The organism is Microbacterium meiriae (assembly GCF_025143875.1).
GTDB classification, from domain to species: domain Bacteria; phylum Actinomycetota; class Actinomycetes; order Actinomycetales; family Microbacteriaceae; genus Microbacterium; species Microbacterium meiriae.
Genome location: NZ_JAMBDU010000001.1, coordinates 218,670 through 242,942, shown reverse-complemented (window position 1 = coordinate 242,942; position 24,273 = coordinate 218,670). Strand labels below are relative to the sequence as shown.

Genomic DNA, 24,273 nt, shown 5'->3' with positions numbered 1-24,273 from the left:
CTCGTGACCGACACCCTGCGTATGTGACAATCAGTTGAACAGACGACGATCGATCAGACCAGAGCCGGAACTCTGGTTGATCGATCTGACCAATCCACCACGGGTGGGGACGATGACGGTGAACGATATGGCCACTCTGCTCGACGCGACCGATCGCCGTATCCTCGCCGTGCTCGACACCGACCCGCGACGTCCGGTCGCCCTCATCGCTCAGGATTTGGGTCTTGCCCGCGGGACCGTGCATGCGCGCCTCGAACGTCTGGAGTCGAGCGGCCGACTGCGCCCGTACAGCGCCCGTGTCCTCCCCGCGGCACTCGGCCGCGGGGTGGCGGCATCGATCCTCGTGGAGTTGGACCAGCATCAGATCACCGCCGCCATCGAGGCGCTCAGCCGCATCCCCGAGGTGCTGGAGTGCTTCGCCCCCGCCGGGGACACCGACCTGCTCCTGCGCGTCGTCGCGACCAGCCCCGACGACCTCTACCGCGTGGCCGAAGTCGTGCGCCTGTGCCCCGGCATCCTGCGCACGTCGACGAGCCTGTTCCTCCGTGAGGTCATCCCGTATCGCGTGAGTGCACTCCTGCAGGCGGAGTGAGCGGGGCCGCGCGCAGGACGGGACCCGCGCGTGAACGCGCGCGGGCTCAGCCGATGATGCGGGCTCCGGGGACGGCGCCGTGCACGTGCAGTGGATCGAGGCCGCCTTCGCGGAGAGCCGTCTGCACCGCCTGCGCGGACTCGGGATCCGCGCAGAGCAGCGCCACGGTCGGCCCTGATCCCGAGACGAGGCCGTGCAGCGCACCGGCCGCGACCCCGCGTTCGATGGTCTGGGCCAGATCCGGTCGCAGGTCCAGGGCGGCCGCCTGGAGGTCATTGTGGAGCGCGTCCGCGAGCTGCCAGGCATCTCCGGTCCGCAGCGCCTGCAGCACCGGGATCGGCACGTCGAGCGAGAGCGGCGGGTCGTCGGCGAGCGCGCCCTCCTCCTCGCGCAGCTCATCGAGCCGGGTGTACACGGCGGGGGTGGACAGTCCCTCGTCGCTGGTCACCAGCAGCCAATCGAAGCGGCCGCGGGCGAGGGCCGGATTCAGCTGATCGCCGCGGCCGGTGCCGACGGCGGTGCCGCCGTGCAGCGCGAACGGCACGTCGGCGCCGAGCCGCGCGGCCAGATCGTGCAGCCGTGCAGCCGAGAGTCCCGTGCCCCAGAGGGCATCGCACGCGACCAGCGCGGCTGCCGCGTCCGCGGAACCGCCGCCCATGCCGCCCGCGACGGGGACGCTCTTGCGGATCCGCAGCGCCACCCCGCCCGGATGATCGGTCGCCATGGCCAGCAGCTTGGCCGCGCGCATCGCGAGGTTCCGGTCGTCGAGCGGAACCGAGCCGTCGTCCTCCACCCCTGACACCGTGAGGGAGAAGTCGTCGGCCTCCCTGGCGATCACGTCCTCGTAGAGCGACACCGCCTGGAAGACCGTCGTGAGGGCGTGATAGCCGTCGTCATGGCGTCCGCCGACCCCGAGGTAGACGTTGATCTTCCCCGGCGCGCGCACGTGCACGGACCGGGAGGACGCGGCGAGGCTCATGAGCGGATCACAGGTCCGACGAGGTCGCCCACAGGTTGACGTCGATGGCGCCGGCGAGCTCGTCGATGCGGCGGAGCTCCTCGTCGGTGAAGGCGGGACCGTCCAGGGCCGCGAGGTTCTCGTCGAGCTGCTCCGTGCGGGACGCTCCGATGAGAGCCGAGGCGACGACCGGGGTGCGCAGCGTCCACTGCAGGGCGAGCTGTGCGAGCGACTGTCCCCGGCCCTGGGCGACCTCGTTCAGCGCGCGGAGCGTCTGGACGGCGTCATCGGTCAGTTTGCCCTTCGGCAGCGAACCGCGCTGCTGCGCGCGCTCGGCGGTGCCGTCACCGAGGTACTTGTCGGTGAGCAGCCCCTGGGCGAGCGGGGTGAAGGCGATGGCGCCGAGGCCCGACTCCTCGAGGGTCTGCGTGAGGCCGTCCTCGATCCAGCGGTTGAGGATCGAGTACGCGGGCTGGTGGATGACGAGCGGCGTCCCCAGCTCCTTCGCCACGGCGACGGCCTCGGCCGTGCGCTCGGCGCTGTAGGAGGAGATGCCGACATACAGCGCCTTGCCCTGGCGGACCAGGGTGTCGAGAGCACCGACCGTCTCGGCGATCGGGGTGACCGGGTCGACGCGGTGCGAGTAGAAGATGTCGACGTAGTCCAGCCCCATGCGCGTGAGGGACTGCTCCGCGCTCGCGAGGATGTACTTCCGGCTCGCGTAGTCGCCGTACGGGCCGGGCCACATGTCCCAGCCGGCCTTCGACGAGATGATCAGCTCGTCGCGGTACGGACGCAGGTCCTCCGCGAAGATGCGACCGAAGTTCTTCTCGGCGGAGCCGTACGGCGGACCGTAGTTGTTCGCCAGGTCGAAGTGCGTGATCCCGTGATCGAACGCGTGGCGCAGGAGCGCCCGCTGGTTGTCGAGTGGGATGTTGTCGCCGAAGTTCCACCAGAGCCCGAGCGAGATCGGGGGGAGGTACAGGCCGGAGGAGCCGACCTGACGGTAGGCGAACCGTCCGTAGCGGCCCTCGTCGGCGGCGTACGGACGGTGCAGCTCGGGGACATCGGGGCGGAAGCGGGGGGAGTCGGTCACCGTGCCAGATTAGCCGCTGACGCCGGAACCCTCGATCGCCGTTGCGTGCTGGGCGATCCGCTGGTAGTCGTCGACCGTGAGGTCCTCCCCGCGGGCCGTCGGGGCGACGCCGGCGGCGGTCAGCACCTCGATCGCCGCGGCGGAGCTGCCGAAGATCCCGGAGAGGGCCTGCCGCAGCATCTTGCGGCGCTGGTTGAAGGCCGCATCGACGATCGCGAAGGTGCGTCGGCGCTCCTCCACCGGTCCGCGCTCCCCCTCGGAGCGGTCGAAGCCGACGAGGAGGCTGTCCACGTTCGGCACCGGCCAGAAGACCTGCCGGGAGACGTTCCCGGTGAGCTTCCACTCGCCGTACCAGGCGGCCTTGACGCTCGGCGAGCCGTAGATCTTCGATCCGGGCATCGCGGCCAGGCGCTCGGCCACCTCGGCCTGCACCATCACGACGCCCCGCTGCAGGTACGGGAAGGTCTCCAGGAAGTGCAGCAGGACCGGCACCGACACGTTGTACGGCAGGTTCGCGACGAGGACGGTCGGCTCGCCCGGCAGCTCCGTGACGCGGAGCGCGTCCGCGTCGACCACCGTCAGCATCCCCTCCGGCACGCCGTGCTCGGCCGCGGTCTGCGGCAGGCGGGCGGCCAGGCGGTGGTCGATCTCCACGGCGGTGACCGCGGCCCCCGCCTCGAGGATCGCGAGGGTCAGGGACCCGAGTCCCGGTCCGACCTCCACCACCCGCTCCCCCTGCTGCACGCGGGCGGCCTGGACGATCTTGCGGACGGTGTTCGCGTCGACGACGAAGTTCTGCCCGAGCTTCTTGGTGGGGGTGACATCGAGCTCGGCGGCCAGACGGCGGATCTCGGTGGCCCCGAGCAACGTGACGGTCATGGATCCATTCTCCCGGATGACGAGCCGTGCCCGGATCCTGGGCAGTGTCCGTGATCATCGCTATCCTTCGGAGGTGCCCTCCCTCGGTGAACTGATCGCTCCGCGGCGCCTGGGCAGGGACTTCCGCTGGCTGCTCGCGTCGTCGTGGACGAGCAACATCGGAGACGGCGTGGCGCTGGCCGCCGCTCCCCTGCTCATCGCTTCGATGACGTCGTCGCCGATCCTCGTGGCCTCCGGGGCCATCCTGCAGTTCCTGCCGTGGCTGCTCTTCGGCCTGCACGCCGGGGCGATCGCCGACCGCTTCGATCGGCGGCGCCTGGTGATGACCGCCAACGCCGTGCGCGCCGTCGTGCTCGCCGCCCTCTGCGTGTTCCTCGTGACGGGAACGGCGAACATCGGGATCGTGCTGGCCGTCGCGTTCCTCTACGGCACCGCGGAGGTCTTCGTCGACACCGCGGGGAGCACGCTGCTGCCGATGCTCGTGAAGCCGGCTGACCTCGGCATCGGCAACGCACGGCTGCAGGCGGGATATCTCGTGGCGAACCAGTTCGCCGGACCGCCGCTGGGCGCCTTCCTCTTCGCCGCCGGGAGCGCGTGGCCGTTCCTCGTCGAAGTCCTGTGCGTGACGCTCGCCATCGTCCTGATCTCCCGGATGGCGCGCACCCCCGTGCCGCCGCGGGAGACCGAGACCCACCCGCCGGTGCACACCGACATCGCGGAGGGGCTGCGCTGGCTGTGGCGCAACCCGCCGGTGCGGATGCTCGTGCTCATCATCCTCGTCTTCAACGTGACGTGGGCCGCACCGTGGGGCGTGCTCGTGCTCTACGCCACCGAGCACCTGCAGATGGGGCCCGTGGGCTACGGCGCCCTCACCACGGCGTCCGCGGCGGGCGGCATCGTCGCGACGCTGAGCTTCGGCTGGCTGGAGCGGCACGTGTCCTTCGCGACCCTGATGCGCATCGTGCTCTCGCTCGAAGTGCTCATGCACCTCGCCTTCGCGCTGACCACCACGGGCACGGTCGCCCTCGTCATCATGTTCTTCTTCGGCGCGTACGCCTTCGTGTGGGGCACGATCTCCACGACCGTCCGGCAACGGCTCGTCCCCGCGTCCCTGCAGGGGCGCGTCGCCTCGGTCAACATGGTCGGCGTCTTCGGCGGCATGATTGTTGGCCAGGCCCTCGGCGGCGTCATCGCGCAGACCTGGGGCCTGACGGCACCGTGGTGGTTCGCGTTCGGCGGGGCGGCGATCACCCTGCTGCTGGTGTGGAAGCCCATCTCGCACATCGTCAGCGCGAAGCCCGTCGCCGAGACGGGGCCGGACGACGTCGAGCCGGAGGGTCAGTCGGCGAACGAGCCGTAGACCCGGAGGGTGTTCTCGGCGAGCTGCGCGGAGAGATCGTCCACGTCCAGGCCGAGCTCCGCGGCCAGGAATCGCACCGTGAGCGGCACGAGGTACGGCGCGTTCGGGCGGCCCCGCAGCGGGACCGGCGTGAGGAACGGGGCATCCGTCTCGACGAGGAGGCGGTCGAGCGGGGTGACCTTGAGGGCGTCCCGCAGGTTCTGCGCGTTCTTGAACGTCACGTTCCCGGCGAACGAGAGGTAGTACCCGGCATCGGCGCAGACCCGCGCCATCGCCTCGTCCCCCGAGAAGCAGTGGAACACGGTGCGCTCGGGAGCGCCGACCCGCGTCAGCGTCTCGAGCACGGCCTCGTGCGCATCCCGGTCGTGGATCTGCATCGCGATGCCGTGCTTCTTGGCGAGCGCGATGTGCGCCTCGAAGGAGGCGAACTGCGGAGCGCGGCGCTCCGGCTCGGTGCGGAAGAAGTCGAGGCCGGTCTCGCCGATCGCCCGCGTGCGCGGATGCGCGGCGAGCTCGTCGATCACGGCGAGCGCCTCGTCGAGACGGCCCTCCTCCGCGTAGGTCGGCGCGTCGTTCGGGTGGATGGCGACCGCGGCGAGGACCCGCGGATCGGACACGGCGGCCTCGACCGCCCAGCGGGACGACTCGATGTCTCCGGACGCCTGCACGACCCCGATGACGCCGACCGCCTCCGCCCGGTCGAGCTGGGCTTTGAGGGAAAGCCCCTGGGTCCCTGAGCCTGTCGAAGGGCCATCGGCGATCTCGAGGTGCGCGTGGTTGTCGTAGACGGGCGCGGCGAGGGGTTCCGGGGCCGCCGGATAGGTCCGATCCTTGCGCCCGTCGCCCGAGCGCTCGCGCACGTAGGTCTCCGCCATGGTGTCCTGCCCGGATGTCAGGCCGTGGACTCCACGCGCGGGAACAACGGAGCGAGGCCGTTGACGCTCGTGCCCGGCTTCAGCACGCCCCAGGCTCCCGCCTCGCGGATGGGCTGGTCCTGCAGGCGGCCGAGGGTCTCCGCGGCGCCGAGGGCGATCCACAGCTTCTCGGTGGACTGCGGCATCACCGGCGACAGCAGCACGGCGAGCGCGCGCAGCCCCTCGGCGCACGTGTAGAGCACGGTGCCCAGACGCTCGCGCTGGTCCTCGTCGCGGGCGAGGGCCCACGGCTCGTTCTCCGTGATGTACCCGTTGAGCGCGTCGACGATGGTCCAGATCGCGGAGATGGCCTCGTCGATGCGGAACTGGCCGATCGCGGCGTCCGCCTTCGTCGCGGCGTCCGCCACGATCTTCTGGATCGCGAGGTCCGCCTCGGTGTACGCGGCCGCCGGCGGCACGATGCCCTCGAAGTACTTCTCGATCATCGCGGTCGTACGCGAGGCGAGGTTGCCGAAGCCGTTCGCGAGCTCGGCCTGGTACCGGGCGGAGAGGTCCTCCCAGGAGAAGGAGCCGTCCTGTCCGAACGCGATCGCGGACAGGAAGTAGAAGCGGTACGCGTCGGAGCCGAAGACATCGGTGATCTCGGTCGGCGCGATGCCGGTGAGCTTCGACTTCGACATCTTCTCGCCGCCCACGAGCAGCCAGCCGTGCGCGAACACGCCCTTCGGGACGTCGAGCCCCGCGGCCATCAGCAGCGCGGGCCAGATCACGGCGTGGAAGCGCAGGATGTCCTTGCCGACCACGTGGTAGGCGGGCCAGCGGCGCTCGAAGGTCTCCTCGTCGGAGCCGTAGCCGACGGCCGTGGCGTAGTTGAGCAGCGCGTCGACCCACACATAGATGACGTGCGACTCGTCCCACGGCAGCGGGATGCCCCAGTCGAAGGTCGAGCGGGAGATCGAGAGGTCCTTGAGCCCCTGGCTCACGAACGAGACGACCTCGTTGCGCGCCGAGTCGGGGCGCACGAAGTCGGGCTCCGTCTTGTAGAGCTCGAGCAGGCGGTCCTGGAACTCGCTGAGCTTGAAGAAGTAGTTCTTCTCCTGCAGCAGCTCGAGCGGCTTCGAGTGGATGGCGCAGACCTTCAGCCCCTCGAACGGACCCGTGCCGTCGACGATCTCCGATTCCGGCTTGAACTCCTCGCAGCCCACACAGTAGAGCGCCTCGTACTCTCCCGCGTAGATGTACCCGCGGTCGTACAGGCGCTGGAAGAACGTCTGCACGTTCGTCTCATGCCGCTCCTGCGTGGTGCGGATGAAGTCGTCGTTCGCGACGTCGAGGGTCTTCAGCAGCGGGAACCAGCTCTCGCTGACGAGCTTGTCGACCCATTCCTGCGGGGTGACGCCGTTCGCCGCCGCGGCCCGCAGCATCTTCTGCCCGTGCTCGTCCGTCCCCGTGAGCATCCACGTGTCGTCCCCCGCCTGGCGGTGCCACCGCGCGAGGGTGTCGACGGCCACCGTCGTGTACCCGTGGCCGATGTGCGGCACATCGGAGGGGTAGTAGATGGGCGTGGTGATGTAGAAGGAGTCGCCAGCGGGCATGGGGACAATTCTAGGTGCCCCCATGCCCGTGGTTACGCCGTGCGGCTCGTCAGAGCCCATTGCGGCGGGCGACCTCGCCGAGCCAGGCCAGCGAGGGCTTCGGGAACCGCTCGAAGGTCTCGTGGTCGAAGCCGATGAGACCGAACGTCGGCCGGAATCCGCTCGCCCATTCGTAGTTGTCCAGCGCGCTCCAGTGCTGGTAGGCGCGGACCTCGATGCCGTCGCTGATGGCGCGGTGCAGCCCCTCCAGCGCCCCCTGCGTGTAGGCGATGCGCCGGGTGTCGTCGGCCGTGGCGATGCCGTTCTCCGTGACGAGCACGGGCACGCCGCCGCTGCGCTCCCACGCGCTGCGCACGCCCAGCTCGAGGGCCTCGGGGAAGAACTCCCAGCCCGTGAGTGTCGTCTCCACATCCGGCGACACCGGCAGCGGACCCTCCGGACCGATGAACGTGCGGGTGTAGGCCTGCACGCCCACGAAGTCGTCGCCGGCGGACTGCTCCAGGTACCAGTGGTCACGCGGGTCGCCGTACGTCGCGAGCATCTCGTCCGCGCCGGGCTCCCCCGTGGAGTGGAACGCCTGGGTGGCGATCGTCCACCCCGCCTGCACACCGGGGACCGTGTGCAGGATCTCGGACGCGCGCCGGTGCGCCTGCAGCAGGGTGTCCGCGACGCCGAGGTCGGGGTTCGGGAGGCCGTAGGCGACGAGGTTCGCCGCGTCCTCTCCCCCGGCCAGCATCGCCGCGATGTTCGGTTCGTTGATCGTGCACACGTAGCGCACCCCGTCGAGGATCGGCAGCACCCTCTCGACGTAGCGGGAGAACAGGTCCACCGCGTCGTCCGCACGCCAGAAGCCGTCCTTCTGGAACCACTGCGGCACCGTGAAGTGCATGAGGGTGACCGTCGGGTCCAGACCGTTCTCCCGCGCGGTGTCGATCATGCGGCGGTAGTGGTCGAGCATCGCCCGCGAGACGAACCCGCGCTCCGGCTCGATCCGCGCCCACTCGACCGAGAAGCGATAGGAGTTCAGCCCCGCCTCGGCGAGCAGCCGCATGTCCTCCGGATACCGGTGGAAGTGGTCGGCGGCGTCACCGGAGGGCTCGACCATGGTCGAGTCCGGCGCGTGTTCCATCGCCCACCAGTTGCTCGTGGTGTTGTTGCCCTCCACCTGGTGGGCGGCCGTTGCGGCGCCCCAGAGGAAGCCGTCGGGGAATGCGAGCACGGATGCGCTCCTCTCTCTTTCTTGCAGTCGTTCGGCGCGCGTCAGCGAGCGCGGGCGGGGTTCGGCACGGCGTCGAGCAGTTCGACCGTGTACGGGTCCTCCGGATGCTGCAGCACCTGGGAGGTCTCGCCCCGCTCGACGACGCGGCCGCTGTTGAGCACGATGATGTTCTCGGTGACCAGACGCGCGCTCAGCAGATCGTGCGTGATGTAGAGCATGCTGATGCCCCACCGTTCGCGGAGGTCCTCCAGCAGCGCGAGCACGCCGGCGCGGAGGGACACGTCGAGCATCGACACCGGCTCGTCCGCGATCAGCACCTGTGGGTCGCTCGCGAGCGCCCTGGCGATAACGACGCGCTGCCGCTGCCCGCCGGAGAGCTGGTGCGGCAGCTTGGCGGCGAACTGCTCGACGGGCGTCAGACCCACCGTCTCCAGCAGTTCGAGCACACGGGCCCTGGCTTCCGCCCCGCGCAGCCTCGTGTAGTTCACGACCGGACGGGTCAGCGCGTACTCGACGGTGTGCAGCGGGTTCAGGGCCGCGTACGGATCCTGGAACACCATCTGCAGGTCCTTGCGGAGGTCGCGGAGGCCCCGACGCTTCAAGGACGCGACGTCGGTATCGCCGAACCGGATGCTGCCGGAGGTCGGCTTCTCGACCCCGGTGAGCATCTTCGCGATCGTCGACTTGCCCGAACCCGACGCGCCCACGAGAGCGAGAGCCTCCCCCGGTTCCAGCCGGAACGACACGTCGTCGACCGCGACGACGGGATCCTGTCCGCGTCGCGGAGCCGGATAGCGCTTGGAGACGCCCTCCACCACGATCGCAGCGTCGGCGCGGCGGGCGTCCCGCGGCGACACCGTCGGCAACGTCTCGGTGACGTCCGTGCGGCTGCGCCCCTCCCGGCGACGGGTGCCGAGATCGACGAACCCGGGGATCTCGATCTTCTCGGCGCGCGGGTCGGCGTAGTGACTCAACAGCATCCGGGTGTACTCGTCCTGCGGACGGTGCAGGATGTCCTGGCTGGAGGCATCCTCCACGATGCGCCCCTCGTGCATGACCATCACCCGGTCGGTCGCCTCGAGGACGATGCCGAGGTCATGGCTGATGAGGATGGCCGTGAACCGCTCCGACCTCTGCAGCTCCTGGATCGTGTCCATGACCGCGTGCTGGACGAGCACGTCGAGCGCCGTGGTGGGCTCGTCGAACACCATCAGCTGGGGTTCGAGCGAGAGGGCGAGGGCGATCGAGGCGCGCTGCCGCATCCCGCCGGAGAGCTCCCCCGGGTACCGGTCGAGCACCTCCGGCTTCAGCCCCACCTTGCCGACCAGCTCCCGCGCCCTGGCCTCGCGCTGCTCCGCGGGCACATGGCCGTGCGCGGCGAAGATGTCGCGGAAGTGGTTGCCCACGGTCCGCACGGGGTTCAGCGCATTCATGCCGGACTGCAGCACCATGGCGAAGCCGCCCTGCCGCTGACGCCGCAGCTCCTCGGCGTCGAGCTCGCGGATGTCGCGGCCGTCGAAGAGGATGCGTCCTCCGCTGATGCGCGCCGGCGGCTTCTGCAGCCGCGTGAGCGCGAAGCCGAGCGTGGACTTGCCCGACCCGGACTCGCCGACGAGCCCGACGAACTCGCCGCGCCGGAGCGCGAACGACACGTCGTGCACGGCCGGCACCGGCACCTGTCCCGGGGAGGCGTACTCCACGGACAGCGACTGGACGTCGAGGAGGATGTCGTCGTGCTCCATGGCGCTCATCGGCCCTTCCCTTCGCGGAGGCGCGGATTGGAGATGCCGTCCACGCCGAAGTTGATGAGTGTGAGGCTGAGGGCGAGCAGCGCGATGCACAGACCGGGCGCGAACAGCAGCAGCCACTGGCCGGTGAGCAGGGAGTTCGAGTTCTGCGCCCAGTAGAGCATCGTGCCCCAGCTGACGATGCTGGAGTCGCCCAGCCCGAGGAACTCCAGCCCCGCCTCTGCGAGGATCGCCGCCGTCGCCGCCCCGAAGAGCGTCCCGGCGATGATCGAGGTCATGTTCGGCAGGATCTCCCGGAAGACGATGCGAGCCCTGCTGTCGCCGGAGAACTGCGCCGAGGTGACGAAGTCGTTGCCGCGGAGGGACTGGGTCTGACTGCGCAGCACGCGCGCACCCCACGCCCATCCGGTCACGACGATCACGGCGATGATCATCAGGATGCCGCCGTTCTGCAGGTAGGCGGCGATCACGATCATCAGCGGAAGGCCGGGGATCACGAGGAAGAGGTTCACGATGAACCCGACGACCTCGCCCGCGAAGCCGCGCATGTAGCCCCAGCTCAGTCCGATGAGCACGGCCACGATCGTGGAGAGGAGCCCCGCCGCGAAGCCCACGAGGAGGCTGACCTGCGCTCCGTAGATGAGCTGGCTGAGCACGTCCTCCCCTGCGGCGGTCGTGCCGAGCCAGTGCTCCCACGAGGCGTCGGCGTTCCGCGGGAAGCCGTTCTCCTTCGGCCCGTAGGGGGCCAGGAACGGGGCGAACACGGCGACGAGCACAAAGAACGCGAGGAGGCAGAGGCCGATGCGGGCCTTGCCGTTGGACCACAGGGTGCCGACCACGCGGCCGAAGGCGCGCCAGGGTCTGGGCGCCGCGATGCGGTCGGTCGGGACCTTGACGGTCACGGTGCTGGGGGTGGGGTTCGGGGTCGTCATCGTCGAGTCCTCGGGTCGAGAACCCCGTAGAGGATGTCCACGAGGAAGTTGGCGATGAGCACGCTCACGGTGATCATCAGGAAGAGCGCCTGCATGAGCGGGTAGTCCTGCCCGATCACGGCGTTGAACAGCAGGTAGCCGATGCCCGGGTATCCGAACACCTGCTCGACGAGGATCGAGCCGCCCACCACGCCGCCGAGCGTGAGCCCGAAGCCGGTGAGGTTCGGCAGGATCGCGTTGCGGGCCGCGTAGCGGAGGGCGATGGTGCGACCGCGGAGGCCGTTCGCCTCGCCGAAGGTGATGTAATCCTCGCCGAGTGTGTTGATCATCGCGTTGCGCATGCCGATGATCCAGCCGCCGAGGGAGGTGAGCAGGATCGTCAGCGCGGGCAGGAACGCGTGCCGGACGAGGTCGACGATGAAGTCCCAGGTGAACCCCGGGGTGGTCGTCGCCGAGTAGGCGCCGGTGGTCGGGAACCAATGCAGCACGTAGCCGAGGAAGAACAGCAGCAGCAGCGCCGTCCAGAAGTACGGGAACGTGCTGAGGAACGACCCGGTCAGCGTCGGCAGCGAGTCCAGCCACGTGCCACGCCGCCAGGCGGCCATCACGCCGATCAGCGTGCCGATCACGAACGCGAGGATCGTGACGATGCCGACGAGGCCGAGCGTGTAGGGCAGCGCGGTGGAGACCATGCTCGACACGGTCTGCGGGTAGAACGTGTACGAGACGCCGAAGTCGAGCCGGACGACCTGGCCGAGGTAGGCCACGTACTGGTCCCACATCGAACCGGTCGGCACCCCGAGCTGGGCCTCGATCGCGGCGCGCGTGGCGTCGGAGACCGGACCGTTCTGGGAGAGCTTCGCGATCGCGGCGTCGGCGGGAGAGCCGGGCATCAGGCGGGGCAGGAAGAAGTTCAGGGTGATCGCGGCCCACAGGGTGAGCACGAACAGGCCGATCTTCTGGAGGACGTACTTCACTGGTCTCCCCCGTCCGTGCGCTTCAGGTGGGTGAAGATCCCCAGGGGCGCCGAGTCGTAGTTCTGCGGGATCATGTACGGATCGTCCGCGGAGGGCCAGCCGGTGAACTTCGCGTCGTTGAACAGGCCCCAGATCCCGCCGTAGTACATGCCGATCACGGGGACCTCCTCGTACACGATGCTCTGCAGCTCGTGCACGATCTCGGTCTGGCGCTCGGGATCGATCGTCGCGCGGAACTCCTCCAGGAGGGCGTCGGCCTCCGGCGAGCGGTAGCGCTCGAAGTTGTTGGTGGTCACCTCGCCGGCCGGCACGTAGAAGTCGCTGGAGAGCAGGCTGTTGTAGGCCTGGTACACGTCGCCGTTTCCCATGCCGCCGATCGCCATCTCGAAGTCGCCGGTGCCGATCGCGCTCTGGTAGCCCGCGGGCTGCGGGAGCTTGAGCGACACCTTGACGCCGATGTCTGCCAGCTGCCGCTGCACGGTCTGAGCGGCGCGCGTCCAGTCGGAGAAACCGTTGGCGGTGGTCAACGAGAACGCGAGCTGCTCGCCGTCCGGGCCGACGAGCTGGTCGCCCTGGAGGGCGTACCCGGACTCGGCGAACGCCGCGAGCGCGGCGTCGCGGTCCTGCGCGAGCATGCCCTGATCGGGGATCTCCGGGTCGAGGTACTGCTCCTGGTTGGGCAGGATGAGCCCGGTCTGCCCTGCGGGCTGCATGTACCCCTCGGAGGCGGTCTCCGCGATCTCCTCCCGGTCGAGCGCGAGCGCGATGCCGCGGCGGACGTTCACGTCGTCGAAGGGCGCGACCTCGAGGTTCGGCACGAGCGAGATGACGCCGCCCGGCGGGAACCACCAGGTGTTGTCGGGACTCGCCGCTCCCCAGGTGCCCTCGACGTCGGAGATGAAGGAGTAGGCCCAGTCGTAGCCGCGGGTCACGGTGTCGAGCTGCGTGTTCGTGGCGGGCAGGATGATGTGCTCGATCTCGATCCTGTCCGCCTGCCAGTAGTCCGGGTTGCGGTCCATCGAGTACTGCTGGTCGTTGTAGTTGCCGAGCACGAACGGCCCGGTGCCGACCGGCTCCTCGTTGCGCCAGGTGGCCGGGTCCTTCACATCCGTCCACAGGTGCTCGGGGACGATCATGGTCTGCCCGAGGATCGAGAGCGAGGGCGCGTCGTCGCTCTGCAGGTGGAACACGATGTCGTCGCCGTCGATCTCGATGCGGTCGATGTGCTGCCACGCGCCCTTGATGTCGAGCGAGGGCTCGTCCTTGATGAGCTGGAACGTGAACGCCACGTCCTCCGGGGTGAGCGCCTCGCCGTCGCTCCACTCGACGCCGTCGCGGATCGTCATCACGATCGTGCGGGCGTCGGGCTGGGTCCACTCGGACGCGAGCCACGGGGTGAGTTCGCCGTCGAGCGGGTTCACCAGGATGAGCGGCTCGTAGATCCACCGCGAGGCGGTCCTGGTGTTGGTGAGGTAGGGGTTGAAGTTCTGCGTGAAGAACGGGTTTCCCTTGTCGGCGTTGATGAGCATCGTGTCGTCGCCGATCGACGGGTCGGGCTGCGAGCTGATCTGGATGCTGCAGCCGCTGAGCGCGACCGCTGCGGCCGCGAGCCCCACGACGGCGGCGCGGCGCCAGCGTCGGAAGGTGTGCGTCTCTGCCACTGGATGACCTCATGTCGTCTCTGTCATGAAGGGCGCCCCGGGGGGTGGGGAGTCCTGCCGGCCGAAGCCGTACACCAGATTGTAAGCGCATACATTTTGAATCGGCAACCCCATGATGAGCCAGGGGGTCCTCCGGGGCGGCGCGGTCGCGGCGACTCAGGCCGGGCGCGTGGAGCTCTCGCGGAGGAGGATCTGGAGGGGCAGACGCGTGGTGAGCGGCGGGGCGTCCGGCTGCTCCAGCCGTCGCGCGAGCACCTGCACGGCCGCGCGTCCGAGCTCGATCATCGGCTGCCGGATCGTGGTCAGCGGCGGCGACACCAGGGTCGCCGCCTCGATGCCGTCGAACCCCGTCACGAGCACGTCGTCCGGCACCTGCACGCCCGCAGCACGGAACACGTCCATCGCCCCGAGGGCCATCTGGTCGTTGGCGGCGATGAGCGCGGCGGGCACGCCGTCGCGCGTGAGCTCCTGCCCGGCCCGGCGCCCGGAGGCCCGTGTGAAGTCGCCCCGCAGCACGCGCACCGCTGCCGGATCACGCCCCGCTGCGGCGAGCGCGGTCGACACGCCCTCCCACCGTTGCTCCGCGTCCGGCGAGTCGGCCGGCCCGGCGAGGAACGCGATCTCCCCCTCCCCGACCTGCGACAGCACATGGCGGGTCAGCTCCCCCATCGCCTCGGCGTTGCTCACCGTGACATGGTCGTAGGCATCGCCCCGCGGCGGCCCGGACAGCACGACCACCGGGATACGCCGCCCCAGCCGCGCCAGCACCTCGTCCGGCACGCTGCGGGCGAGCACCATGAGTCCGTCCACCCGGCCGGCCATGTCGCGGACGGTCGAGCGGTCGGGGTCGTCACGTCCGACGCCCACCATGAGCACGAACCCCTGCTTCCACGCCTCCAGCTCGGCCCCCCGCAGGACTTCATCGAGGAACAGCATCGAGGAGTGCGGCGGGTCGGCTTCGTCCGACACGACCGTGAACGGCGGGCGAGCAGCGGCGGACAGCACGTCGAGGGGCGGGGCGTCCTCGGCGGCGTCGAACTGGGGGAAGTACAGCCCCAGCACCCCCGTCCGACGCTCGGCCAGACCCCGCGCACTGCCGCTGGGGACGTAGCCCAGCGCGGCGACCGCGTCGAGCACCCGCTCTCGGGTCACCGGACGGACGGCCTCCGGCGAGCGCAGCACACGCGAGACGGTCGCGATCGACACTCCGGCGCGCTCGGCGACGTCGTACACCGTCGCGGCCTTGCTCACGCGTGCTCCTCTCCCCCGCGGTGGTGGTTCCGGTTCCGGTTCCGGTTCCGGTTCCGGTTCTGGTTCTGTCAGCGTAGGACAGTCTCCCCCGGTGCCCCCGTCCTCTCCCGCGCGCGGGCGCAGATTCGCGTCGGTGTCGCACGGATGGTGCCAGAACCTGCGACACGGTGCAGATCTGCGACGCCGGGCTGGGGCCGGATCAGGAGCGGAGGGCGAGGAGGGCGCCGTGGGGGCGGGAGCTGATCTCGCCGGGCTCTCGCTCGCGGGCCTCGGACCACTGCAGCTCGAGGCCGGCCGCGGCGAGCAGCGGGGACAGGGCCTCGGCGGTCCAGAAGAACGCGGGTGCGACCGCATGAGCGAAGGCCGCCCGGGGTTCGCCGACGAAGTATCCGAGGAGCAGGCTCCCGCCGGGGGCGAGAACCCGAGCGAACTCGGCGAACACCTCCGTGAGCTCGGCCGGAGGCGTGTGGATCACCGAGTACCACGCGAGGATGCCGCCGACCGTGCCCGATGCCTGCGGCAGCGTCCGGAACGACCCGTGATGGAACGTGAGGTGCGGATACCGAACCCTCGCCCCGTGGATGAAGGCCGTGGAGAGGTCGATCCCCTCGACGTCGCGCCCGGTTTCGAACTCTGCGCCGTCATCCCCGTGGAGAAAGGCCGTCCAGTGACCGGGACCGCATCCCGCGTCGAGCAGCATCCCCGGAGTCTCATCGCGCCAGCGGCGGATGAGCTCGCGGTCGCGCGGATCCATCAGCCCCAGGTCCCCCGCGACCTCGAGGTACTCCGCGGCCCTCTCGTCGTAGGCTCGCGCGACGGACTCCCCGTCGGCGGGAAGTCGCAGATCCGGACCCGCGTCGCACGCCTCCCCGGAATCCCTGCGACCGGGGTGCGAATCTGCGACCGGAGTCACCGTGACCGCGCCGCGAGGGCGGCCTGATACAGGTCTCGGGAGGACAGGCCCGTCAGGGCCGCGACCTCGGAGGCCGCGTCTTTCAACCGGGTGCCGTCCGCGACCAGGGCCTGCACCTGAGCGAGGGCGTCCTCCGGTGAGGCCTCCCGCCGCGGCGCACCCTCGACGACCACGACGATCTCGCCCTTCACGCCGTCGGCGGCCCAGGCGGCGAGCTCGGACGCGGTGCCGCGACGGACCTCCTCGTACAGCTTCGTCAGCTCCCGGCACACGGCGATCCGGCGGTCCGCGCCGAAGGCAGCCCCCATGTCGGTGAGGGTGGTCGCGAGGCGCGAGGGCGACTCGAAGAACACCATCGTGCGGGGCTCGGCGGCGAGGGCGGAGAGGGTCGCCCGGCGCTCCCCCGGCTTCCGCGGCAGGAACCCCTCGAAGGTGAAGCGGTCCGTGGGAAGCCCCGAGATCGCCAGGGCCATGAGCACCGCGCTGGGTCCCGGAATGGCGGTCACCGTGACCCCCTGCGCCACGGCCTCGGCGACGAGACCGTATCCCGGATCGCTCACGGTCGGCATCCCCGCGTCGCTCAGCACCACGAGGTCGGTCTCCGCGGCGAGCGCGGCCAGCTCCGCGGCCTTCTGCTTCTCGTTGTGGTCGTGCAGCGCGATCAGCCGGGGCCGGTTGTCGATCTTCAGGGCCTGCAGGAGTCGCTGTGTCGTGCGGGTGTCCTCCGCGACGACGATCTCGGCGTTCTCCAGCACCTCCACGAGTCGCCGCGACGCATCGCCCAGGTTTCCGATCGGAGTCGCGGCGAGGATGATCACCCGCCCAGCTTAGGCGCGGGTCTGAGTCGGGGGCGTCGGAGCGGACCGGGGCCGGCATACCGGGAGCACAGGGCGGAGTGTGTCTAGGCTGGACCGGTGACCGCGCCCGAGCCCCTGCTGCCCGCCCCCGAGGAGCGGCTCACGCGCTACGAGCGGCTCCGCGACCGCGTGCTGCACGCCCCGGACTGGGGCCGGGCGATGGGCTGGCTGGCCCCGCTGCTGATCACCGCCCTCGCCGCGGTGCTGCGCCTGGCGAACGTCGGCCATCCCCATCAGCTCGCCTTCGACGAGACCTACTACGTCAAGGACGCCTGGTCGCTGTGGAGCCTCGGCTACGAGGGGGTGTGGGGAGAGAACGCGAACGACGCGTTCATCACCCTGCAGGAGCTCCCCCTGACGAACAAGGGTGCGTTCATCGTGCACCCGCCGCTCGGGAAGTGGCTGATCGCGCTGGGCATGGCCATCGGCGGACCGGACAACAGCGCCGGCTGGCGTCTCGCGACCGCCGTGCTCGGCGCAGCATCCGTGCTGCTGGTCTACCTCATCGCCCGACGTCTGACCGGTTCGGTCGTGGCGGCGACCGTGGCCGGCACGCTCCTCGCGATCGACGGCCTCAGCATCGTGATGAGCCGGATCGCGCTGCTCGACGGCATCCTCACCTTCTTCGTACTGCTGGGCGTGCTGTTCGTGCTCATCGACCGCCAGCACACGATCCCGCTGCTCGAACGTCGGGATCCGGACGACGAGGATCCGCTGTGGGGACCGATCCTGTGGCGCCGTCCGTGGCTCGTCGCCGCGGGTCTCGCGCTCGGCGCCGCCTCGGCGGTGAAGTGGTCGGGACTGTACGTGCTCGCGGGCTTCGGCCTCTACGTCGTGATCACCGACGCCCTCGCCCGCCGCCGCGGCGGGGTCGTCGTATGGCCGGCATCCGCGGTCTTCCGGCAGGGGCCGGTGTCGTTCGTGCTCCTCGTCGTCCCCGCGCTCGCGGTGTACCTCGCGAGCTGGACCGGATGGCTGGTGACGGCGAACGGCTACGACCGCGGCAGCGATCCGAACCCGCTCGTCGCGCTGTGGAACTACCACGAGGCGATGCTCGGCTTCCACGTGGGCCTCACCCGAGGACACCCGTACGCGAGCCCGGCGTGGGAGTGGCCCTTCCTGCTCCGCCCGACGGCGGTGTGGGTGGACAGCGACCCCACCGGCTGCGGCGTCGACCACTGCATCGGCGTGATCTCGGCGGTCCCCAACCCGCTCATCTGGTACGGCGGCGTCGCGGCCGGCGTGTACCTGCTCTACCGCCTCATCCGCGGCTGGATCACCCGACAGCCGGTCGGCCCGGCCCTGAGTCTTCCGCTCGTGGGGCTCGCCGTCACCTACCTCCCCTGGCTGATGTTCCCTGAGCGGACCATCTTCCAGTTCTACACGGTCGTGATGATGCCGTTCCTCGTGCTCGCGCTCACCGTCACGCTGCGGATCATCGCGGGGCGCCGCGAGGATCCGCTCGTGCGCCGCCAGTCCGGAGAGCGGACCGTCCTGATCTTCCTCGGCGTCGTCGTCCTCGTCTCGGCGTTCTTCCTGCCGCTGTGGACGGGGATGAGCGTGCCGTACGACTTCTGGCGCCTGCACAACTGGCTGCCCGGCTGGGTCTGACCCGCCGCGCCGTGAACCCCGGTCAGGGGATCTCGTCGGCCACGTGCTCCACGAGCGGGAGCACGCGACCGGAGAGGTGGGTGCGCATGGCGATCGAGGACGCCGTCCGCGCGACGCCCGGCACCAGGGCGACCCGGTCCAGCACCTCCTGGAGCCGGGTCGCGTCGCGCGCGACGAGCCGGAGCTGCATGTCGCTCGCGCCGGTCACGGTGTGCATGTCGACGATCTCCGGCACCGCGTCCGCGAGGGCCGTCGCCGCATCGTCGTGCCCGACCTTCTGGTCGATCTCGACGAGGCAGAACGCCACGACGCCGTAGCCGAAGCCGGCGGGGTCGATGCGCGGCACGATCGCCTCGATCACCCCGCCCTCGTGCAGCCGCGCGAGACGGCTGGTGGCGGTCCCTCGCGCGATGCCCAGCCGGCGCGCGCACTCGAGGAGAGGCAGCTGCGGCGACTCCGTCAGCAGCCGGATCAGCGCGGCGTCGAGGCGATCGATCCGCACGTCACTCCCTGACGATGCCGGGGCGGGAGACACCCCGCGTCAGGCGGGCGACGACGAGCAGCACCGCGGTGAGCCCGAGCGTGAGCAGCAGTTGGATGCGCGCGGCCGGGTCGATCATCGCGAGCGCGATCACGGCGGCCAGCAGCACCAGGCACAGCCACGACACCCAGGGGAAGCCCCAGAGCCGCATGGGCATCGCCTCGCCGGCGCGGTCGGCCCGACGTCGCAGCACGATCTGCGAGATCGCCGTCGCCGTCCAGATCACCAGCAGGGTCGACCCGACGACGTTCAGCAGCGCCGGAAGCACGACGTCCGGGAACGCCCAGTTCAGTCCGACGGTGACGAACCCGAAGGCCACCGAGGCGAGCACCGCGACGAACGGGACGCCCTTGAGGCTCGTCCGGGTGACGGACAGCGGCGCCAGTCCCCGCTCCCCCAGCGAGTACGCCATCCGGGAGGCGCCGTAGATGTTGGCGTTCATGGCCGAGAGCAGCGCGATCACCACGATGAGGTCCATCACGAGACCGACGCCCGGGATGTTCAGCGTGTCCAGCACGGCCGAGAACGGACCGGCCTGCACGGCGGGGTCGTCCCACGGGAGCACCGCGACGATGACGAAGATCGAGCCGACGTAGAAGATGAGGATGCGCACGAGCACCTCGCGCACGATCCGGCGGATGTTCCGCGCGGGGTCGTCGGACTCGGCCGCGGCGATCGCCACGACCTCGGTGCCGCCGAACGCGAAGACGACGATGAGGAGCGCCGCCGCGATGCCGGTGATCCCGTGCGGGGCGAAGCCGCCCTCGTCCACGAGGTTCGAGATCCCCGTCGCCGGCACACCGGGGATGAGTCCGACGATCGCGCACACGCCGACGACGAGGAAGGCGATGATCGCGGCGACCTTGATCGCCGCGAACCAGAACTCGAAACGGCCGTAGTTGCGCACGCCGAAGAGGTTCACCGCGGTGAGGGCGACGACGAAGACCAGCACCCAGACCCACGCGGGGATCCCGGGCACCCAGTTCGCCACGATCCCGGCCGCGCCGGTCGCCTCCGCGGCGATCACGACGACCAGCTGGATCCAGTACAGCCAGCCCACCGCGCTTCCGGCGCTGCGCCCCATGGCCTTCTGGGCGTAGGAGCTGAAGGCGCCGGAGCTCGGGCGGGCCGCGACCATCTCGGCGAGCATCGCCATCACGAGCACGACGATGCCGCCCGCGACGAGGTAGGAGATCAGCACGGCGGGTCCGGCGACGCTGATCGCCTGCCCTGAGCCGACGAACAGCCCCGCGCCGATCGCGCCGCCGAGCCCCATCATGGAGATCTGGCGGCGGGTGAGGCCCGGGTGCAGGCCCTTCGTGGTCGTCGTGGTGACGGGGACCTCGGTCACGGGATCGTTGGTCAAGCGTCCATCGCTCATGCGTTCACCTCGGCGAGCTCGGTCTCGAGGGCGGCTTCCACCCGGTCGATGTCAGCGGCGGATCCGGACGAGATGCGCACGCCCTCGCCGGGGAAGGCGCGGGCGACCACGCCCCCGGCGTGCAGGAGGGCGTCGAGCTCGCCGGTGCGCTCCCCCGCCGGGACCCAGACGAAGTTGGCCTGCGAACGGACGGCGGGCCAGCCTGCCGCGGTGAGCACGGTGTACAGCCGATCGCGCTGCGCCACGACCTCGTCGATGCGGACGGCGAGCTCGTCCTCCGCGGCGAGCGAGGCGAGGGCCGCGGCCTGGGCGAGGTCGGTGACCCCGAACGGCACGGCCACCTTGCGCTGCGCCTCGCGATCGCGGTGGGGGCGATCGCGTAGCCGATGCGGAGGCCGGCCAGGCCGTACGCCTTGGAGAACGTGTGCAGCACCGCGACGTGCGGGTGCCGACGGAACAGCTCGATCCCGGCACCGCGGCTGTCCGTGCGGTCGAAGTGCACATAGGCCTCGTCGATGACGACGAGGACGTCGTGCGGCACCGCGGCGACGAAGCGCTCCAGCGCCTCGGCGTCGACGACGGTGCCGGTCGGGTTGTTGGGGTTGCACACGAACACGAGACGCGTGCGCGGGGTGATCGCGGCGCGCATCGCGTCGAGGTCGTGTCCGTGGCCGGCGTCCAGCGGCACGGCGACAGGCGTGGCGCCCGCGATCCGGACGAGCGAGGGGTACGCCTCGAAGGACCGCCATGCGAAGACGACCTCGTCGCCCTCGCCGGCGACCGCGTGGATGAGCTGGGCGGCGATCTCCACCGACCCGGCGCCGACGGTCACCTGGGCCGGGTCCACGGCGTACCGGGCGGCGAGCGCCTCCCGGACCGCGGAGGCGCTCATGTCCGGGTAGCGGTGGATGCCGGCGACCCGGTCCTGCACGGCCTGCACGACGGAGGGCAGCGGCGGGTGCGGCGACTCGTTCGAGGAGAGTTTGGAGGCACCGGCCGGGGCGGAGCGCCCCTGTCGGTAGGCGGGCACGGCGTCGAGGCCGGCGCGGGCGGAGAGGGTCATCGTCAGAGCATCCTTGCTGTGATCCGAGAGGGGTCGCGTCACCCTAGAACGGATGGCAGGCGCTGGGCAAACCGTGCACTCGAAGCTGCGCATCGCGCGCAATCGAACGCCACCTGGGTGCCGCACGCTAGGCAGATTGCACACCCCTGCTCCGGGGAAGGGCGCTCACCGTGCGTGCGACACCGCGGCCGGATCGCTCACCGGCAGGCGGCACACGAAGGCGCGGCAGTCGTAGGCGCGCTCGGCTGTCGCCTCCTTGCCGTCGAACAGTTCGAAACCCGCGGTGGCGAACGCCGTGGCCTGCGCCGGGCTGACGACGACGATGACATCGGCATCGGCTCCGCGTGCCGCGGCGGCGAGCGCTCCCCCGGGGTCCTCCGTGACCACGACGAGCTGCCGCGGGGCTGCGGCGAGTCCGGCGGCGACCCGGAGCAGGCTGCCGTGCGCGAAGGGCTGGGCGAGCGCCCGGGAGGCGAGCGCCTCCACCCGCTCGGCCGCCGCCGCGCGGTACCGGTCGCCCGCTCCGAGCCGCCAGGCGGTGAGCGCGGCCTGCGCGACCGCCGCCGTGTCCGAGGGGAGGTCTCCGTCGGTGTGATCGGGCGAGGCGGCGATGCCCTGCGCGCGGAGCAGCGGGTCGTCTCCCCCGGCTCCGTCCAGCACCTCGTCGAGGAGGTCCCGTCCCGTGACCGCGGGAGCGACGTCGCCGGTCGCCGCCGCCAGGGCGAACAGGCCGTCGGCGAGGAGGGCGAGGTCGGCCGCAGTGGCCACCGCGGCGGAGGCCCGGCCGTCCAAGGACGCCCGCACGAGAGCGCCGTCGGCACCGCGATTGGTGCGGAGCACGGCGTCGGCGGCGTCCGCGGCGGCGGCGACCCACGCGTCCTCGCCGAGCGTCGCACCCGCCCTGGCGAGTGCCGCGACCGCGAGGCCGTTCCATCCCGTGATGACCTTGTCGTCCACCGCCGGCGGCTCCAGCGTGGCGCGCTCCGGGACCGGGCGGAGGTAGTAGCCGCCCTCGCTGCGGGCCCCGTCGATCCACGACTCGGAGTCCTGAGCGGCGCCGAAACCGCCGCCCTCCCGCCGCAGCGTGCCGAGCAGGAAGCGGGCGATTCCGCGGGCGGTCTCCTCGTCGCCCGTGTCGAGCGCGACCTCGAGAAGCTGGGCGTTGTCGGTCAGCATGCGCTCGTAGTGCGGCACCGTCCAGTCGCGCCGGGTCGCATAGCGGAAGAACCCGCCGTCGGCATCCCGCAGAGCAGAGCCCGCCATCGCCGTGAGCGCGCGCTCGGCTGCTGCCGCGGCCTCCGGCGCGGCCTCGCGGACGAGGGGCTGCTGCAGGAACCGCAGGGTCGTGGCCACCGGGAACTTCGGAGCTCCGCCGAAGCCGCCGAACTCGTTGTCCTCCCTTGCGGCGAGACCGCGGGCGGCCTCGGCGAGCGCGGCGGTGTCCGGGAGGGTCGAGCGCGTGGCCTGCGCAGCCTCCGCGAGGGCTGCGGTCACCGCGTCCGCGGACTCCTCGGCCTGCGCGCGGCGCGTCGTCCAGGCCTCGCGGACGGCGGCCAGCACATCGCGGAACGCCGGCATCGGCGGTCGCGCCTCGGGCGGCCAGTACGTCCCCGCGTAGAACGCGCGACCGGCGGGGGTGGTGAACACCGTGAGCGGCCAGCCGAGGTTCTGCGTGAACGCGGACGCGGCGGCCATGTAGGCCCCGTCGACGTGCGGATGCTCCTCGCGATCGACCTTCACCGCGACGAACCCCTCGTTGATGCGGGCGGCGGTCTCGGTGTCGGCGAACGACTCGCGTGCCATCACATGACACCAGTGACAGGTGGAGTAGCCGATCGAGATCAGCATCGGCACGTCCCGGCGGCGGGCCTCGGCGAACGCCTCTTCGCCCCACGGGTACCAGTCGACGGGGTTGTCGGCGTGCGCCCGAAGGTACGGGCTGAGGGTGTCGGCGAGACGGTTCGTCATGTCCCCACGCTACGCCGGGGAGACAGGCTGCGGGTCGGCCGTCGATCAGCTCGCGGGGACCGGCAGCTCCGGGTCAGCCGACGAGCAGCTCCGCGGGGCGGCCCGCGGTGTAGCCGACGAGCGGGAGGGCTCGCTCGGCGGCCAAGGCGATGCGCGCGCGCAGCACGTCGGTGGCCACCTCGTAGCCGTCGAAGTCCGTGGTGCTCGCGTACACGCCGAGGGGCAGCGTGAGCGCCTGGAAGAAGGCGAAGAGCGGCCGGAGCTGGTGCTCGATCATGAGGGCGTGCCGCTCGCCGCCGCCGGTCGCGGCGAGGAGCACCGGTGTGCCGACGAGCGCGTACTGGTCCACGAAGTCGAACAGGTGCTTGAACAGCCCGGTGAACGAAGCGCGGTACACCGGGCTCCCCACGATGAGGAGGTCGGCGGTCTCGATCGCCTGCAGGTGCACCTCCACCTCCGGCGGGAGCTGGTCACGGGTGAGAGCACCCGCGAGCGACGGCCCGATCTGCGTGAGCTCGATCAGCTGCGCCTCGACGGGGGCACGCTCGGCGACCGCGGCGGTGATCGCTCGGAGGAGGGCGGTGGTCTTGCTCGGCTCGTGCAGGGAGCCCGAGACGGCGACGACGCGGAGCGGAGCTGTCATGCGCTCGACGGTACCCACGCGGACGCCCCGTGTCGCGCGAAGCGACACGGGGCGTCATGTGGAACGGAGACGAGCCGCGGTCCGCGGGCTCGGGAGCAGGGCTCCGGTCAGTGCGGGCTCGGTGACGGCGTCAGTGCCGAGCCCGCGGCCGGT

The 24,273-nt window shown here is 70.8% G+C and carries 20 protein-coding genes and 1 pseudogene; 3 read left to right on the top strand and 18 right to left on the bottom strand.

What is annotated here, in order from left to right:
- Positions 1-112 precede the first annotated feature (112 nt).
- The gene (locus M4D53_RS01220; protein WP_259951502.1) at positions 113-592 is read left to right on the top strand and encodes an Lrp/AsnC family transcriptional regulator; all 480 of its coding nucleotides are present in this window, start codon (positions 113-115) and stop codon (positions 590-592) included.
- Positions 593-638: 46 nt separating this feature from the next.
- Here M4D53_RS01220 and M4D53_RS01215 read toward each other — a convergent pair whose 3' ends face one another.
- Genes M4D53_RS01215 through rsmA form a run of 3 tightly spaced genes read right to left on the bottom strand, consistent with a single transcriptional unit; the run spans position 639 to position 3,525 of the window.
- A complete protein-coding gene (locus tag M4D53_RS01215) occupies positions 639-1,571 on the bottom strand; it encodes a 4-(cytidine 5'-diphospho)-2-C-methyl-D-erythritol kinase (RefSeq protein ID WP_259951501.1) in 933 nt (310 codons plus the stop codon).
- Positions 1,572-1,578: 7 nt separating this feature from the next.
- Positions 1,579-2,646 (bottom strand): L-glyceraldehyde 3-phosphate reductase, encoded by a 1,068-nt coding sequence (gene mgrA / locus M4D53_RS01210; RefSeq protein WP_187661993.1) that lies wholly within the window; start codon positions 2,644-2,646, stop codon positions 1,579-1,581.
- 9 nt (positions 2,647-2,655) lie between these two features.
- A complete protein-coding gene (gene rsmA / locus M4D53_RS01205) occupies positions 2,656-3,525 on the bottom strand; it encodes a 16S rRNA (adenine(1518)-N(6)/adenine(1519)-N(6))-dimethyltransferase RsmA (RefSeq protein ID WP_259951500.1) in 870 nt (289 codons plus the stop codon).
- A gap of 73 nt (positions 3,526-3,598) precedes the next feature.
- Between rsmA and M4D53_RS01200 the strand changes: the two genes are divergently transcribed.
- Entirely contained in the window at positions 3,599-4,885 is a 1,287-nt protein-coding gene (locus M4D53_RS01200; protein ID WP_259951499.1) for an MFS transporter, read from the top strand.
- On the opposite strand, the gene M4D53_RS01195 is transcribed toward M4D53_RS01200, so the two are convergent.
- The 10 genes from M4D53_RS01195 to rsmI all read right to left on the bottom strand — a co-directional run bounded on the left by M4D53_RS01195 (position 4,864) and on the right by rsmI (position 16,874).
- Entirely contained in the window at positions 4,864-5,760 is an 897-nt protein-coding gene (locus M4D53_RS01195; RefSeq protein WP_259951498.1) for a TatD family hydrolase, read from the bottom strand. The two genes, M4D53_RS01200 and M4D53_RS01195, sit on opposite strands and share 22 nt — an antisense overlap.
- 17 nt (positions 5,761-5,777) lie before the next feature.
- The gene (gene metG, locus M4D53_RS01190; protein ID WP_259951497.1) at positions 5,778-7,355 is read right to left on the bottom strand and encodes a methionine--tRNA ligase; all 1,578 of its coding nucleotides are present in this window, start codon (positions 7,353-7,355) and stop codon (positions 5,778-5,780) included.
- 49 nt (positions 7,356-7,404) lie between these two features.
- The gene (locus M4D53_RS01185) at positions 7,405-8,574 is read right to left on the bottom strand and encodes a glycoside hydrolase family 1 protein (protein ID WP_259951496.1); all 1,170 of its coding nucleotides are present in this window, start codon (positions 8,572-8,574) and stop codon (positions 7,405-7,407) included.
- Positions 8,575-8,615: 41 nt separating this feature from the next.
- Positions 8,616-10,316: an ABC transporter ATP-binding protein gene (locus M4D53_RS01180; protein WP_396817794.1), complete on the bottom strand. Its 1,701-nt coding sequence runs from the start codon at positions 10,314-10,316 to the stop codon at positions 8,616-8,618.
- A gap of 5 nt (positions 10,317-10,321) precedes the next feature.
- Entirely contained in the window at positions 10,322-11,254 is a 933-nt protein-coding gene (locus tag M4D53_RS01175) for an ABC transporter permease (RefSeq protein WP_259951494.1), read from the bottom strand.
- Positions 11,251-12,231: an ABC transporter permease gene (locus M4D53_RS01170; RefSeq protein WP_187661998.1), complete on the bottom strand. Its 981-nt coding sequence runs from the start codon at positions 12,229-12,231 to the stop codon at positions 11,251-11,253. Before M4D53_RS01170 ends, M4D53_RS01175 begins: the two co-directional genes overlap by 4 nt.
- Positions 12,228-13,892 (bottom strand): ABC transporter substrate-binding protein, encoded by a 1,665-nt coding sequence (locus M4D53_RS01165; protein WP_259951493.1) that lies wholly within the window; start codon positions 13,890-13,892, stop codon positions 12,228-12,230. Before M4D53_RS01165 ends, M4D53_RS01170 begins: the two co-directional genes overlap by 4 nt.
- A 156-nt stretch (positions 13,893-14,048) precedes the next feature.
- Positions 14,049-15,143 (bottom strand): LacI family DNA-binding transcriptional regulator, encoded by a 1,095-nt coding sequence (locus tag M4D53_RS01160; RefSeq protein ID WP_259951492.1) that lies wholly within the window; start codon positions 15,141-15,143, stop codon positions 14,049-14,051.
- A 199-nt stretch (positions 15,144-15,342) separates the two neighbouring features.
- Positions 15,343-16,056 carry a class I SAM-dependent methyltransferase gene (locus tag M4D53_RS01155; RefSeq protein WP_259951491.1) on the bottom strand — a complete coding sequence of 238 codons (714 nt, stop codon included), beginning with the start codon at positions 16,054-16,056 and terminating at the stop codon, positions 15,343-15,345.
- The gene (gene rsmI / locus M4D53_RS01150; RefSeq protein ID WP_259951490.1) at positions 16,053-16,874 is read right to left on the bottom strand and encodes a 16S rRNA (cytidine(1402)-2'-O)-methyltransferase; all 822 of its coding nucleotides are present in this window, start codon (positions 16,872-16,874) and stop codon (positions 16,053-16,055) included. The genes M4D53_RS01155 and rsmI overlap by 4 nt, the downstream gene beginning before the upstream one ends.
- Before the next feature lie 96 nt (positions 16,875-16,970).
- On the opposite strand from rsmI, the gene M4D53_RS01145 reads away from it, so the two are divergent.
- Positions 16,971-18,524 (top strand): dolichyl-phosphate-mannose--protein mannosyltransferase, encoded by a 1,554-nt coding sequence (locus M4D53_RS01145; RefSeq protein ID WP_259951489.1) that lies wholly within the window; start codon positions 16,971-16,973, stop codon positions 18,522-18,524.
- Positions 18,525-18,546: 22 nt separating this feature from the next.
- Here M4D53_RS01145 and M4D53_RS01140 read toward each other — a convergent pair whose 3' ends face one another.
- From M4D53_RS01140 to msuE, 5 genes and pseudogenes are all read right to left on the bottom strand, one after another.
- A complete protein-coding gene (locus tag M4D53_RS01140) occupies positions 18,547-19,026 on the bottom strand; it encodes an Lrp/AsnC family transcriptional regulator (protein ID WP_259951488.1) in 480 nt (159 codons plus the stop codon).
- Position 19,027: 1 nt separating this feature from the next.
- Positions 19,028-20,446, bottom strand: a complete 1,419-nt coding sequence (locus tag M4D53_RS01135; protein ID WP_259951487.1) for an amino acid permease — start codon at positions 20,444-20,446, stop codon at positions 19,028-19,030.
- Positions 20,443-21,509 (bottom strand): annotated as a pseudogene (gene hisC / locus M4D53_RS01130) (histidinol-phosphate transaminase). The gene M4D53_RS01135 and the pseudogene hisC overlap by 4 nt, the downstream one beginning before the upstream one ends.
- 165 nt (positions 21,510-21,674) lie before the next feature.
- Positions 21,675-23,477, bottom strand: a complete 1,803-nt coding sequence (locus M4D53_RS01125; RefSeq protein ID WP_259951486.1) for a thioredoxin domain-containing protein — start codon at positions 23,475-23,477, stop codon at positions 21,675-21,677.
- 73 nt (positions 23,478-23,550) lie between these two features.
- Positions 23,551-24,120, bottom strand: a complete 570-nt coding sequence (gene msuE / locus M4D53_RS01120; RefSeq protein WP_259951485.1) for an FMN reductase — start codon at positions 24,118-24,120, stop codon at positions 23,551-23,553.
- Between the last annotated feature and the right edge of the window lie 153 nt (positions 24,121-24,273).